Below are 14,028 nucleotides of genomic sequence, written 5' to 3' on the forward strand. Positions count from 1 at the left end.
TTCCTACTTGTTGAGGAATTCGAGCAGGTCCTGATTGAACTTCTCCTTGTCGCCCGGGACCATCGCGATGCCGTGGGAGCTGCCCTCGTACACCTTCAGCTCGGCGTCCGGGATGATCTGGGCGGACTTACGGCCGGTGGCGTCGATGGGCACGACCTGGTTGTCGTCGCCGTGCACCACCAGGGTGGGGATATCGAATTTCTTCAGATCCTCGGTGAAATCGGTGTAACCGAAGGCCTCGACGCATCGCACGCCGCCTTCGATGGTTTGCGCCATCGCCATGTACCAAAAGGCATCCTTGTTGCCCTGGGTGACTTTGTTGCCGGGACGGTTGGCGGAGAAGAAGCCCTCCGCAGTGTCCTTCCAGAACTGGGAGCGCTCAGTGAGGACGCCGTCCTTGAGCGCGTCGAACACCTCGTCCGGCACACCCTCGGGATCTTTGGCAGACTTGATCATCACGGGCGGGATGGCGGACAGCAACACCGCCGAGCGCAGTCGCCCGGTGCCGTGTCGGCCGATGTGGCGCGCGAGTTCGCCGCCACCCATGGAGTGCGCGACCAGGGTGACGTCGCGCAGGTCGAGGTGGGTGAGCAGGTCGTTGAGGTCGTCGGCGAAGTCGTAGCCGTCCCAGACGGGCGTGGAGTGTCCGTGTCCGCGACGGTCGTGCGCGATTCCGCGGTATCCGGCGTCGACAACGGCCTTGAGCTGGTCCTGCCAGGCGTCGCCATTGAGCGGCCAGCCGTGGATAAACGCCACGGGACGCCCCTGGCCCCAGTCCTTGTAGAAGATCTCGACACCGTCGCGGGTAGGGCAGATGGGCATGTAACCTTCGGTGGCGCAGCTCTCTTCCGCCCGGCCTGCCCAGGTACGGGCGAATATGCTTGGACCCTTTGCAACATCCGCCTGTCAGCCGAACGCATGCCCGCACCGGACGCAAGCGTCGACGGCCAGATGGCCTACGCGCGGGGTGGTATTGCAGCCCTTCCGATCGAGCTGGTGCTCCTGGAACACGACGATCGCTGCCTCGCCTGCGGTGGCGGAGGATGCCGCGCCGGTTTGAATCGCCCACTCCATGTCGAGCTCCCGGAGGTTCCTGGGCGGCATTGGGCGGCATTGGGGGGTGACCCCCACGGCCTTCTGCGGCGCTGCGGCGGTCTCGTCGCTCCTACCGGGCGAAGTCAACCCCGACGACGTCGACGAGCTGTGCACCGCCCGATCAGAGATCGTCCCCGCAGGCACGTACGGCGGGTCCGTACCTAAAGATGCCGCCGGCTAACTGCACGCCGCCACTCTGATCCGGGGCGGCGACGGCCCAGCGTGGGGGCGACCAGGATGGCACGCTCCTCGTACGTGAGATGTACGCTTGGGCGCGCTGCTGTCCGCAGCGGGATTGCAGATGGTGAGGGTCTGAACCGTGCTCCGGGGCCGGTGGTCGGCCGGGGTGCCGAACGTGCGGGCTGGTGGGTCAGACGAGCTCTGGGGCCGGAGCGGGCAGGTACGGGGTGATGTTGCGCCAGGCGCGCTCGATGTATTCCTCTTTCTCGCCGACCGGGGCGACGTAGTGCAGCGCGCCTTCGGCGGCTTCATGACCCTGGAGGCGGGTGATGATCCAGGCGGCGAGGTAGTGCGATGCCAGGCATCCGCCGGCGGTGGCGATGTTGTCCTTGGCGTAGAAGGGCTGGTCGAGGACCCCGACGCCGGCGGCGACGACCCACGGCTTGGTGATCAGGTCGGTGCAGGCGGGGACGTCGTTGAGCAGACCGAGCTTGGCCAGCACGAGCGCGCCGGAGCACTGCGCCGCGATGAGCTGGCGCGAGGGGTCCAGACCCCGCAGCACGTTCATGATCGCCGGGTCTTCAGTGACCTCGCGGGTGGCGATGCCGCTGCCGACGATGACGGCGTCGGCAGCGCACGCCTCCTCCAGCGTGGCCATCTGCTCGATGACCACCCCGTTCATCGACGTCACCCTGGGGCCGGGGGTCGCGATGGTGACGCGCCAGTCGTCGGTCCTGACGCGGTTGAGCACACCGAGCGCGATCAGGGAGTCGAGCTCGTTGTAGCCCTCGAAGGTGAGGATTGCGATGTGCACGGCGGCAGTCCCTTTCTGATGAGCGGGACTCGACGGTAGGAGCCCGTGAGCAGAACAGTCAAAGAATTGTCATGCATACAATCCGGTGCATGGCAGCGCCGCGATACAAAAAGCTGGTCGACACGCTCGCAGCCGACATCCAGGCCGGGCGGCTCGCCCCGGGGGTGCGGCTGCCGACCCACCGTGCTCTCGCCGCCCGCGAGGGCATCGCCGTGGTAACCGCGACCCGGGTGTACGCCGAACTGGAAGCCATGGGCCTGGTGAGCCGGGAACAGGGCCGCGGCACGTTCGTCCGGGACATCGCGGTCCCCGCCGGTCACGGCATCGATCAGCAAGCCGTCGCCACAGACACGGTCGACCTCAACTTCAACTACCCGTCGCTGCCCGGCCAGGCCGACCTCCTGCGGCAGGCCCTGCGAGAGGTGGCCACCTCCGGCGATCTCGACTCGCTGCTGCGCTACCAACCGCACCGAGGGCGCCCCCAGGACCGAGCCTCCATCGCACAACACCTCAGACGCAGGGGAATCACCACCGACGCGGATCAGATCCTCATCACCAACGGCGCCCAGCACGGCCTAGCCGTCACCGTCATGGCCACCCTGAGCGCCGGCGACGTCGTCGCGGTAGACGCACTCACCTACCCCGGTTTCAAGGTGCTCGCGCACGCCTTCCACCTCGACCTGGAGCCCATCCCCACCACCACCGACGGGCCGGATCTCGACGCCCTGGACAAACTGTGCGCGAGCCGCCCGGTGCGCGCGATCTACACCATGCCCACCCTGCACAACCCCCTGGGCTGGGTCATGCCGGCCACCGACCGCACCCGCCTGATCAGGATCGCCCGACAGCACGGTCCGTTCATCATCGAAGACGCCTCCTACGCCTACCTGGTCGAGGACCCACCACCGCCGCTGGCCGCCACCGCACCGGACATCACCGTCTACGTCTCAGGACTGTCCAAGAGCATCGCCACCGGCCTACGGGTCGGGTTCGTCCTGGCCCCGCCGTCCACGATTCCGTCCCTCGAACGCGCCATCCGGGCGACCACCTGGAACACCCCCGCCCTCACCACCGCCATCGCCTGCCGCTGGCTCGACGACGGCACGGTGAACCGCCTGGAAGCACAGAAACGAGACGACGCCAAGACGCGCCAGGCACTCGCAAGACAAGAACTGGCGGGCCTCCCGCTCATCAGCCACCCCTCGTCCTACTTCACCTGGCTGCCACTGCCCGACGATGCACGCGCCGACCGCCTCACCGCCACCCTCGCACGCCAGCTCATCTCGGTCACCACGGCAGAGCCGTTCACCACCTCGACCCACACGCCACAGGCGATCCGACTCGCCCTGGACTCGGCCGATCTGGACATCCTCCGATCGACGCTGCGCACAGTGCGCCGAGTCGTCATCGAGGACGCATCTGCCTGAACTCCGCCTGTACTCGCTCAATCTCCCCACTCATCCCGCCCCAACGACGAGTCGTGTCCGGCCGAGCGCCAACTCTCCTGGTCGACCTCGCCGGTACCCGCCACACCAGCCGCCACTGTGACCGTCGTCCCGCGCCCCGCAGTCGCAGGCGGGGCTGCCCACACGCATACCCCCACATCCGGGCGGAGTCTACGTATGTATCCGCACGGGCCATGGCCTTCTGTCTGGCGGCGGGCTCGGCTCCGCATCGGTGCCGGCTGGTCCGTGCGAATCCTGTGTGAAGAATCCACCCGGTGCCGAAGCGCGCGCCGCGGCTAAGATCAACGACATCTTTGGTGATTAGCACGGAAGGGGGATGGCGCGTGCTGCCTGAAGCTTTAACGGTGTTGGCGGCCACCGGGGGAACTGCGGTGGTGCAAGCCGCCGGTACGGATGCCTGGGAGGGGTTCCGTCGGCGGGTGGCGGTGTGGTTCGGGCGCGGGGACGCTGAGCGGGAGTTCGGTGAGCTGGCGCGTCTGGACCAGACTGCGGCTGATCTGGCGGCGGAGGACGGAGTGGCGGCCGAGCGGATCCGCATCCGTCAGGAGGCGTGGTGGCAGGCCCGGTTCGAGGGCCTTCTGGAGGGCCTCGCGCAGGACGAACGCGACCGTGCGGTCGCGGAGTTGCAATCGCTGCTGGAAGCAGCCCGCGCGTCCGAGGCAGTGGTCGGGAACGGCGCACTGGCCGTCGGCCGGGACTTGAACGTCAGCGCCGACAATGGCTCGGTCGCCGCAGGGGTGATCAACGGAGGCGTGCAACTGAGCCCCCCTCCACCGCCGGTTTCGTCCCAGGGCTGAGCGAACCGGCTGACGACCCCAGCCCGCGTCCCACCTCCGCTTTCTCCACCGCGTCAGCGCCGCACGTTGTCCAGGCCAGTCACCACGGCGTGGCCGTCGGGCACGCCGATCAGGTTTCGTACTATGGCAATGCCCGTCCTCCCGCGTCGTGGCCGCTTCTCGTGGGAGTCGTTCCCGCTGCAGCGCGCTGCTTTCAGCCGCGCCGAGATCTCGACGAGGGAACGGGGTCCAAGGGGCCGGCGGACGCCGTGCGCTGCACCGTGCTCGTTGGCACCGCGGGTGTCGGCAAGACACAGCAGGCCGCCCGGATCGCGCGAGCGGCCTGGCGGGATGAGCAGCTCGACCTGCTCGTGTGGGTTACAGCCACCGACCGCAACGCAGTCGTCGCCGGGTATGCCCGCGCCATGGCCGAGATCACCGGGGCAGACGCGGCCACCGGCTCGGGCACCGCCGAAGCCGAACATGCGGCGCAGGCGTTCCTCGCCTGGCTGCGGCCCGACGCCAAGGGTGCGCAGCGCCGCTGGCTGATCGTCCTTGACCATGTGGCCGACCCCGATGATCTGCAGGGTTTGTGGCCGCCCGATCACCCGGACGGCCGGCTCCTGGTCACCACACGGCGCCAAGACGTCGGCCAGCCAGGACTGAACCGCCTGGTGGTCCCCGTGGCGGACTTCAGGCCCCACGAGGCCACGGCCTATCTCTCGGAGGTGCTGGCCGAGTACGGGCATCCGGGCGCTGCAGCCGATGGGCTCGCCGCCCTCGCAAGGACCCTGGGGTATCTGCCGCTGGCCCTGTCGCAGGCGGCTGCGCAGCTGGCCGGCGCGAGGCTGGGCCTGACGGCGTATGTCCGCCTCCTGGAGGAGCACGATCTGCTCGGTGGGCCCGACGAGTGGGGCGAGGTCCGACCGCGCCGTGGGAGGCCGCTCGCCGAACTCGTGCCCATACACGGCGCGTTGCCCGACGGCCAGAACGCAGCCGTGCCCGAAGCTTGGCGGTCATCGCTGGACCAGGCCGACCGGATGCCCTCAGGCGACCTGGCCCGTCCCCTGCTGGAGCTGGCTTCCCTGCTGCCTGCCGAGGGAATACCCGAATCCGCCTTCACCAACTCCGCTGCCGCGGAGTACTTCCAAGAGCACCGCACCACTGCGGCGTCCGGCCCGACGCTTCGGGCGGACGAGGTGCCCAGTGCGCTCCGCCTGATGGACCGACTGGGGATCATCGACTACACACCAAGCGACCCGTACCGCGCGGTGCGTGTCCACCCAGTACTTCAGCGCGTGACGCGCGAGGCGCTGTCCGCCGGCCGGATACGCAACCTCACCTGGAAGGTCGCGTCGGCACTGGTGAAGGCAGCCGACGCTCAGAAAGAAGTCCCCGGATTCACCCCGGTACTCGTCGACGCCGTCGAGGTGCTGCGCGGGCATGCCGACTCGGCCCTCTGGTCGGGTATGCCCTACTCCAGACCCGAGGAGTTTTCCGGCCTTTCGGGCAACGGCCCGAGCCCGACCGACCACGAGGTGCTCTACCGTGTCGGTGAGCTGCTGGGAACGACCGGCCAGACGCAGGCAGCCGTCGCCTATTTCGAGCGGCTGGCCGGCGCGGCACTTCATCACCAAGGCCCCTACTCTCCGGGCCTCGAGTATGCCCGCCTCCGTCAAGCCCACTGGCAGGGCGAGTCCGGCGACGCAGCCGGGGCTGTGGCGGGATACGAAGCAATCCTCGACCAGCAGAGCCGCTTCTTCGGTCCTCACCACAAGCGCACACTCGACACCCGGGCCGCTCTGGGCCGCTGGCGCGGCGCCGCGGGTGACGCGGCCGGTGCGGTAGCCGCATACACCGAGCTCCTGTCCTTGCTGCAGCAGCGCTCGTTCCCGGACTCCACCGCTGTCCTCGACACCCGAGCGGAACTCGCGCGCTGGCAGGGTGAGTCGGGAGACTCTTACGGAGCAGCGATGGCGTACGAAGCACTCCTGGCCGATCTCATTCGCGTACTGGGGCAGCACGGCGGGCTCCGGCATCCGAAGGAGACACGTACGGGGCCCTACGCGAGCGGCCTGGAAGACCTGACCGCGCTCTCCAACTGGTGCAAAGTGTTTGACGCCCACTACAGCCACGCTCACTGGCGTGGCCGGGCCGGAGACGCCGCCGGGGCCGCGACCTCCCTCACGTATTTGCTGAACCAGCAGGTACAGATACTCGGCCCAGACCATCCACGAATCCTGGCCACACGTGAAGAGCTGGCCTACTGGGAGAAGCGCGCGCGGATCCGGTGAGCCTGCCGTCAACGGCCTCCAGCAGAGCGCGCGCCGGGGGCTGGCGACAGGGCCCTGAACACCTTCGCATGGACCCGTTCGTTGCAGGTCAGAGGCTCAGTGGACGGGCATAGAAGGCGACCCCGCGGCCCGTCAGGGTGCGTTCGCGGGCTTGGTCGTCGGCGGTGACGAACTGGATCAGGCCCTCCTTGCGGCCGAGGTAGATGCACTGCTGGTGGTAACGGATCGAAATGCGGGGAATTTTGGCGCCGGTGAGACGGGTGGCGACGGCGTCGGCGGCTTGCCAGGCCATGGGGACGCCGGAGGCGCAGGACATCCGCAGCTCCTTGCCGCCCGGGCCGATCGCCATCGCTGCGTCGCCCGCGGCGTACACGTCCTCGTGGGAGACCGAGTGCATGATGGTGTCGTCCAGGATCTGGCCGCGGTCGGTGAGTTCAAGCGTGGTGGCTTGGGCGATGGGGTGGACGGCGAAGCCGGTGGCCCAGACCGTGATCTCGGCGGGGACGGTCCGGCCGTCGGCTGTCGTCACGGCGTCTAGCCGCACGACGGTGCGCTGTGCGTGTTGCCACGCAGTTAGACACTCACTCGAGCCGCCCACAGCTCAGCAACCTCAGGTCGTTCAAAACCGTGACCCGGGCCAGGCGGCCGACGATCGTCACCACCTCGGCGTAGCGGGCCCGCTGGAGCCCGTGGGCGTGCGCCGTTGTTGATGCCAGTTGTGGATGTCAGGAGGCACGATGCTCACCGCGCGAAAGTTGTACCCGTCCTGCTTGAAGCCAGGGGCTTCCCACGTGAGGTCGACCTGCTGTCCGGGCGACAAAGCGCGGAAGCCGTTTGCTTGGATGTGAGAGTAATGACCGAAGTAGCCGCCGGGGGTCTCGGGGGAGTCGAGAACCCCCCACCCTCCCTCGTCGTCCCACTCGCGGACGATCGCAGTCACCATGGACGGAATCTTAGGGGTTGCTCTGCGCCGACGCGGCTTCGTACCTCAGCTTGAAAAGTTTGGGTCTTGTGGCGGCGGTTGTTGCGCTGACCTGCGGTGGAGTGGCGTCAGAGCATAGCTCGCACCGTGGCCGGTCCCCGCTGTTACCCGCCCGATCTGGCACTGGCCCTTTCACCTCGAATGTCCCTGACAGCGACGGCCGACAGGGATTCGTGGTGCTGCTTAACCGGTGGATCAGGGAGTAGCGGTCCGGGTCCGCCACGGATGCCGGTATGCAGGGTGAGCAGGTCAACGGGGAGTCAGGAGGCCAGCCACCAGAGCTCGGAGACCGTCCAGGTAAGTGTCCTCGGCGGTCAGCGGTGCCCAGCGGTCCGCGACCTGTGCCAAGCGGGGCAGTTCGTCCGGGTCGAGATTGCCGAAGACTTGCTCTCGGTAGGTGGCACGGTCATCGTCTGCGCGCCGTCGGGACGCTGTCGTCCGGACCACGATCTCTCCGGCGGTGTAGTACCAGATCGCCCGGTATCCGTACACGGCCTGCTCTAGGGACAGGCCGCATCCGACAAGGCCGTCGACGATCTGCTCGACGAACCACAGGGCGGATGTGGACATCAGGTCGTCGGCGGTCAGCACCTCCACGATCCAGGGGCAGGCGGCGAGCGCCTCGTGGATCGCTGCTGCGGCGACGACGACCCGCTCGCGGGGGTGGGCGGGCAGTTCGGGTCGGCGCAGCGCCCGCGCGGCGTAGTCGTCCAGCAGCAGGACGAGCAATGCTTCCTTGTTGCGGACGTGGTGGTAGAGCGCCATCGGCGTGCTGCCGATCTCGGTGGCCAGCCGCCGCATGGTCAGCCGGTCCACGCCTTCCTCGGTCACGATCCGGCGGGCCGTACCGATGACCTCTTCGCGGGAGATACGGGGCGGCCGGCCCAGGGCTTTGCGCGGTGCGGAAGATTGCGGCATGCCCCCATCATCCCTCAGCGGTCGACAGCGACGGCCTCTTGAGGCTACTTTCCTTACATGTATAAAAACTCACGGGGGCGACCCCGACTGGTGCTGGCTGCTGCGGCCGTCGCACAGTTCGCCTTCGCTCTGGACATGTCGGTGGTCAACGTCGCACTGCCCGCGATACGGACCGCGTTGGGATTCGCGCCGCTCGACCTGTCGTGGATCGTGCACGTCTACGCACTCACGTTCGGCGGACTCCTGTTACTGGGCGGCCGGGCGTGCGACCTGTACGGTCACCGTCGGCTGTTCGTGATGGGCCTGGCCGTTTTCGGGCTGTGCTCGCTGGCGGCCGGCCTGGCCCAGGCCCCCTGGCAACTGATCGCCGCCCGCGCCGGCCAGGGACTGGGAGCCGCTGCGGCCGCCCCGGCCGCGCTGGGGATGCTCACCACCACCTTCCCTGAGGGCCCCCGTCGTGTCCGGGCGCTCGGGGTGTGGAGCGCGGTGAACGCCGCAGGAGGGGCGCTGGGAGTACTGGCGGGTGGTCTGCTGACCGAGTACGCCGGGTGGCGCTGGGTGATGCTGGTCAATCTGCCCATCGTGGCGGCGGCTCTCGCGCTGGATCCCGCCAGCGCGCCCAGGGGAGCACCGCCCGCCCGCGACGAGGGGCTCGACGTGCTGGGTGCCGTCCTGGCGAGCGGCGGGGTCGGGCTGCTGGTGTTCGGCGTCGTGCGCACCGACACGCAAGGATGGGGATCCCCGGCCTCCCTGGCGACCCTCACCGCCGCGGCCACTGTCCTGGCCGCTTTCGTCTTCGCCGAATCCAGGGCCCCCGCACCGCTGTTGCGTCTCGGCCTCTTGCGCAGTCGCTGGGTCGCCGGTGCCAACGTGCTGGTGTTCTTGGCCGCAGCCGGGCAGTTCTCGGCGTTCTACTTCGTGTCCCTGTACATGCAGCAAGTGCTGGGCATGAGTGCCGCAACGACCGGCGCCGCCTTCCTGCCCTTCTCCGCAGGACTGGTCGCTGGCACCCTCGTCGCGACCCGCGTCGCCGCCGCACGCACCCCCCGCGCAGCCCTGGTGCCCGGCGCCCTGCTGGCCGCCGCGGGCCTGGCCTGGTTCGCCTTCATCACTCCCGACGGCGGCTTTCTCACCGACGTGCTCGGCCCCTCCCTGATGACCAGCATCGGCACCGGACTCGTCCTCGCCCCGGTCGCCGCCGCCGCAACCACCGGTGTCACCGCGCGCGAGGCCGGCATGGCCTCCGGCCTCTTCAACAGCTCCCGCCAACTCGGCGGCTGCATCGGCCTGGCCGCCCTGGCCACCGTAGCCGCACACCGCACCGGCACAGCATCCGGCCCCGCCGCGCTCAACGACGGCTACGCCTCGGGCCTGGCCGCCGCCGCCGCCCTCTTCGCGCTGGCGGCGGTCGTGGCGATCGGCGCGCTCCCGCGCCGCCTGGCCATGACACCTGACCCGCAACCGGCCGCCCCCGCAGAGAATCGACTGGAAGGAACGCCGTCATGACGACGACACCCATCTCATCCATCGACCTGTTCGCCTCTGCGCTGCACATCCACCCCGACGGTAATGTCCAAGTGGCCGAACGGCAGATGACGAGCAGCTACTCCGGTGCCTGGCAGATCGCGACGTTCCACGTGGAGACCGACGCCGACGTTCACGCTGACCAGTGGGAGATGCACCCCGGGGCCGAAGAGGCAGTGTGCTGCCTGGCAGGCGGCGTCCGCCTCCATCTCCGTCCTGCCGCGCCCGGCGGCGCCGAGGCCATGGTGCAGTTGCGGGCAGGCAACGCAGTGATCGTCCCCCGCGGCCGCTGGCACCGCCTGGAGCTGGACGCCCCCAGCGACCTGATGTCGATCACCCTCCGCCACGGCACTCGCCTCGAAAGGCGTACCGACACTCACTGACCCGATCAGTCAGGCCCGCGGGAGCGGATTCGACACCCCGGCCACCCTCGTCAGGCCTTCCACCGCCGCCGGAAGGCCGGCGGCCGGCGGATCGATGGGCCAGTGATCCGTCGCAGCCACGCCGCACCGGTCACAGCGGTAACCGGCTGGTGATCGAGTGTCAGCGACACGCCGGGCACTCGGCGTGTCGCTGAGACGGAGCGCACGCGTGGCACGGGTGGCTTGCGAGCCCCACGCCCGAGCTGCCGGAGGACTGTCAGAACAGCTCCTTGGCACGGCTGAAGCCACTACCGATCCTGACGCGTGTGCCGTACGACCCCCTGCCGTCGCCGGACTGGCGGTAGAGGTTGCCGGTGGTGTCGCGGGCAATCAGATCGTTCCTGCCGTCGCCGGTGATGTCGCCGACGCCGACCGCCACGTTGTAGGAGCCGCCCCAGTTGCCGGCGATCTTGACGCGGCCGGCGAAGGTGCCGTTGCCCTTGCCGTAGTAGCGGTAGAGGTTGTTGGAGGTGTCCTGGGCGACCAGGTCGCCGATGCCGTCGCCGTTGAGGTCACCGGCGCCGACGACTTTCTTGTACGTCTTCCAGTTCGCGTACAGCTTTACCCGCGCGGAGAGGGTGCCGCTGCTGGTGCCCTTGTAGAGGTAGACCGCGCCGGTGGGGGAGTTGCGGGCGATCAGGTCCGGGCGGCCGTCCTTGGTGACGTCACCGGGGCAGGTCAGGACGTCGTACTGCTTCCAACCGGTGCTGGAGACCGTCTTGTACGGCGTGCCCGCGGCTGACGGCGCGTTGCCACAGCCCGGCCGGTAGGCGCGCAGGGCGTCGCCGACGCGGACGAGGAAGTCGTTGCAGCGGTCACCGTTGAGGTCACCGAAGGGCACCGCCTTGATGCTCGTCGACCAGCCACCGCCGATCTCGCCCCCCGTCAGGTCGCCGTGGCCCGTGCCCAGGAGCCACTGGAGCCTGCCCGAGGTGTCGAGTTGGAGCAGGTCGCCGAAGCCGTCGGAGAAGATGTCGGCGCCGCCGCCGAAGTCACGGATGGCCGGTCTGCCGCCGGCCACCGCGACGGTGCCGGTCTGCAGCGTCGACGCAGTGCCGGAGCCGTACTGGACGGCCTTCAGCGTCCAGGTGAGCCTGCCGTTCTCGGCGATCGCGCCGGTGCTGGTGCGGCCGTTCCAGACCGGAGCGATCGTCGTGGCGGAGCCGGGGTCACCGGTGAGGGTGCGGACGGTGCGCCCCGCGGTGTCCTTGAGCGTGAGCGTCCAGGAGGCGACGGGGGAGTTGGTGGTCCAGGAGGGCTTCCAGGCGGCGCTGGAGGAGGTGGTGCCGTTCAGGAACACCTTCGCCGGGACCGCGCTGTCCGTCACCTGGAGGGTGGGCCAGGCCATGGTTGAGGCCATCACCTCCGTGTCGGGGGAGATGGTGGACGACGGCCCCCAGACCGCGGTGGCGGAGCCGACGGCGTCCGCTGCGATCTCGACGTGCACCGACCGTCCACCACCCACGCGGCGCGCGGACGTCCACGTCCCGCCGGCCAGGGTGGACTCCCACACGGACTCGTGCTGCTGGTCGGCGTCGAGCTCGGGCCACAGCACATGGACCGAGCCGTCGGGGGAGATGACTGCGTCGGACGTGTACTGGGCGTCGCCGGAGGACAGCGTCCTCGGCGCCGACCAGGTGCCGCCGGCGCTGTCGAAGGTGGTGGCCCGTACCGCGCCCGCGCCCGTGGCCTTGTCGGTCCAGACGAGGGTGACATCGCCGTCGGGCCCGACCAACGGCTGAGGAACCTCGGTGGGCTTGCCGACGGCGGTCGCGGCGGTTTGCGGCCGGCTCCACGCGGAGGCCGCGTCAGCGCGGCGCACGATCTGGAAGGTGCCGTTCGCGTCCTGCCACACCAGGTGGACCGAGCCGTCCGGGGCCGAGGCCAGCTCCGGAGCGACGGAAGCTGCGGTGATCTCCTGCGGGGTCGGCCAAGTGGAAGCGCCGAACGGCCTGGTGTTGGTCATCACCCTGTAGTACTGGGAGCTCACGCTCATCCAGTACGAGACGACGAGCCCGCCCTGTCCGTCGTAGGCGACCTGCGGGTGCCCGACGGTCCCGTAGCCGGAGACACCCGCGTACGTGGCAGCGTTGCTGACCTGAGCCGGAATGGACCAGCTCCCCTCCCCGGACATGGTGGCGGCGTACGCCTCACTCCTGCCGGTCCGCCACACACGCTGGCTCCACACGGCGGCGATCGTCCCGCCCGGCCCCACAGCGAGGTCGGGGGAGTCGAAGTTCGTGCTCTGGTCCGAGGCGATCACCGTGGGCTGCGACCAGGCCGACCGTCCGGCGCCCAGGGTGGCGGAGGCGATGTGGGCGGTCGTGGTCCACACCGCGGCGACCGATCCGTCCGGCAGGGCCGCCAGGCGCGCCTTCCCGACCGTCTCGGAGGCCAGGATCCGAGCGGTGGTCCACTTCTCGCTGTTCGCGGGGCGCGTCGCCCAGTAGAGGACGCCGGTCGTGTATTGGGTCCAGACGGCCACGGCAGTGCCGCTCTTGGCGATGACGACGTCCTGGACCTCGGACTTGTAGTCATACAGCGACACCGGGCTGCTCCACGGCGGCTGCACGGTCGCCGCGGCGGCCGGTACGGCCGGGAGCGTGCTGCCCGCGAGAGCGAGCGAGACGGTGACGAATGCGACGGCCGCACCACGACGGCGCGTCGACAGCGCTGATCTACCCATGAGCGTGAATTCCCCTCCGCGTGAGGGCTGTTCGCCCCCCGACGCGCAGCTTATGGGCTTCGTGAGCGAATCATGAAGGAGTTTGATCAAAAGCGCAGAGGAGGTGAAGAAGACTGTCTCGGCCAGTGGCAACCCTTCACGGCGCGGCTCGGCGACCACTGACGGGGCGTCAACCCGTGCTCCACGGCCGCAAGAACACCGCGGCCGGACGCCCAGGACGGCGGCCACTTCATTCCCATCGCCTGGGCCGTCACCGGTAATGCGAGGTCTTCGTCGTCGGTGTAGAGCAGGAAGCCCATCCTGCTGCCCAGCCCCAGCTTTTGGGCCGGGGGACATAGGCGGGCCAGCGCTGGGCCGACCACCGCACTCACCATCGCCCTCGTGCTCCTCGCGCGAGTGCTCGTTTCAGGGGAGGTCTTCCGTGCGTCGCTCACCTGCCATAGGCGAGGTCCGGAATGATCACTGAGGCCGACGCGAACGGTGTCCGGCTCCATCGAGGAGAGGCTTGCATGAGCAGCATCGAAGAGCGCGCGAAGAAGGTTATTGCCCGGGAACTGGGATGCGACATGGAGGAGCTGAGGAACAACCGCGTCTCGCTTGTCTACCTCGGGATGGATGAACTGGCCAGACCAGGTCTGGTTATGGCCTTGGAGGAAGAGTTCGATGCCGAGATCACCGACGAGATGGGCGACAGGCTCGCCATCGTCCAGGACGTCATTGACGCCGTCACTCCACGCAAACGCGACTGAGGCCAGCGGCGGGGCGGCCCGCTGCTCCCCTCGGCGGTCGTGACAGTCAGGGAGAATGGAGGCGCATTGGCGTCCGACGGGAAGGCGTTGTGCGCCAGTGCGCCCCCGCAGGCCGGATGTGT

Annotated in this window: 12 protein-coding genes and 1 pseudogene; 6 read left to right on the top strand and 7 right to left on the bottom strand. The window is 69.0% G+C overall.

The window, feature by feature from the left end:
* Positions 1 to 3 precede the first annotated feature (3 nt).
* The 3 genes from IG05_RS0101510 to IG05_RS0101520 form a co-directional block, all read right to left on the bottom strand.
* Positions 4 to 822, bottom strand: a complete 819-nt coding sequence (locus IG05_RS0101510; protein ID WP_030338478.1) for an alpha/beta fold hydrolase — start codon at positions 820 to 822, stop codon at positions 4 to 6.
* A gap of 84 nt (positions 823 to 906) precedes the next feature.
* On the bottom strand, positions 907 to 1,074 hold the full coding sequence (locus IG05_RS47585; protein ID WP_158838726.1) for a hypothetical protein: 168 nt from the start codon (positions 1,072 to 1,074) through the stop codon (positions 907 to 909).
* Between the two features lie 391 nt (positions 1,075 to 1,465).
* On the bottom strand, positions 1,466 to 2,089 hold the full coding sequence (locus tag IG05_RS0101520) for a DJ-1/PfpI family protein (RefSeq protein ID WP_030338480.1): 624 nt from the start codon (positions 2,087 to 2,089) through the stop codon (positions 1,466 to 1,468).
* Between the two features lie 89 nt (positions 2,090 to 2,178).
* On the opposite strand from IG05_RS0101520, the gene IG05_RS0101525 reads away from it, so the two are divergent.
* The 3 genes from IG05_RS0101525 (at position 2,179) to IG05_RS0101535 (ending at position 6,625) form a co-directional block, all read left to right on the top strand.
* On the top strand, positions 2,179 to 3,516 hold the full coding sequence (locus IG05_RS0101525; protein ID WP_030338481.1) for a PLP-dependent aminotransferase family protein: 1,338 nt from the start codon (positions 2,179 to 2,181) through the stop codon (positions 3,514 to 3,516).
* Between the two features lie 362 nt (positions 3,517 to 3,878).
* Positions 3,879 to 4,352 carry a hypothetical protein gene (locus IG05_RS0101530; RefSeq protein ID WP_030338482.1) on the top strand — a complete coding sequence of 158 codons (474 nt, stop codon included), beginning with the start codon at positions 3,879 to 3,881 and terminating at the stop codon, positions 4,350 to 4,352.
* A 248-nt stretch (positions 4,353 to 4,600) separates the two neighbouring features.
* Complete coding sequence (locus IG05_RS0101535) at positions 4,601 to 6,625, top strand: NB-ARC domain-containing protein (protein WP_051789378.1); 2,025 nt, start codon at positions 4,601 to 4,603, stop codon at positions 6,623 to 6,625.
* A gap of 109 nt (positions 6,626 to 6,734) precedes the next feature.
* Here IG05_RS0101535 and IG05_RS0101540 read toward each other — a convergent pair.
* From IG05_RS0101540 to IG05_RS0101550, 3 genes and pseudogenes are all read right to left on the bottom strand, one after another.
* Positions 6,735 to 7,169, bottom strand: a pseudogene (locus tag IG05_RS0101540) (FAD-dependent oxidoreductase); the annotation flags it as partial.
* 111 nt (positions 7,170 to 7,280) lie between these two features.
* On the bottom strand, positions 7,281 to 7,568 hold the full coding sequence (locus tag IG05_RS0101545; RefSeq protein WP_107051265.1) for a cold-shock protein: 288 nt from the start codon (positions 7,566 to 7,568) through the stop codon (positions 7,281 to 7,283).
* 288 nt (positions 7,569 to 7,856) lie between these two features.
* Positions 7,857 to 8,525, bottom strand: coding sequence for a TetR/AcrR family transcriptional regulator (locus IG05_RS0101550; RefSeq protein WP_030338486.1), 669 nt, complete (start codon positions 8,523 to 8,525; stop codon positions 7,857 to 7,859).
* A 57-nt stretch (positions 8,526 to 8,582) separates the two neighbouring features.
* On the opposite strand from IG05_RS0101550, the gene IG05_RS0101555 reads away from it, so the two are divergent.
* Complete coding sequence (locus tag IG05_RS0101555; RefSeq protein WP_030338487.1) at positions 8,583 to 10,031, top strand: MFS transporter; 1,449 nt, start codon at positions 8,583 to 8,585, stop codon at positions 10,029 to 10,031.
* Positions 10,028 to 10,432: a cupin domain-containing protein gene (locus IG05_RS0101560; RefSeq protein WP_030338488.1), complete on the top strand. Its 405-nt coding sequence runs from the start codon at positions 10,028 to 10,030 to the stop codon at positions 10,430 to 10,432. The genes IG05_RS0101555 and IG05_RS0101560 overlap by 4 nt, the downstream gene beginning before the upstream one ends.
* A gap of 256 nt (positions 10,433 to 10,688) precedes the next feature.
* Here the strand turns inward: IG05_RS0101560 and IG05_RS48220 are convergent, their stop codons facing one another.
* Complete coding sequence (locus IG05_RS48220; RefSeq protein ID WP_234335725.1) at positions 10,689 to 13,157, bottom strand: FG-GAP-like repeat-containing protein; 2,469 nt, start codon at positions 13,155 to 13,157, stop codon at positions 10,689 to 10,691.
* Between the two features lie 509 nt (positions 13,158 to 13,666).
* Between IG05_RS48220 and IG05_RS0101570 the strand changes: the two genes are divergently transcribed.
* The gene (locus tag IG05_RS0101570) at positions 13,667 to 13,906 is read left to right on the top strand and encodes a hypothetical protein (protein ID WP_030338490.1); all 240 of its coding nucleotides are present in this window, start codon (positions 13,667 to 13,669) and stop codon (positions 13,904 to 13,906) included.
* Positions 13,907 to 14,028 lie beyond the last annotated feature (122 nt).

The organism is Streptomyces sp. NRRL S-1022 (assembly GCF_000720135.1).
GTDB lineage: Bacteria > Actinomycetota > Actinomycetes > Streptomycetales > Streptomycetaceae > Streptomyces.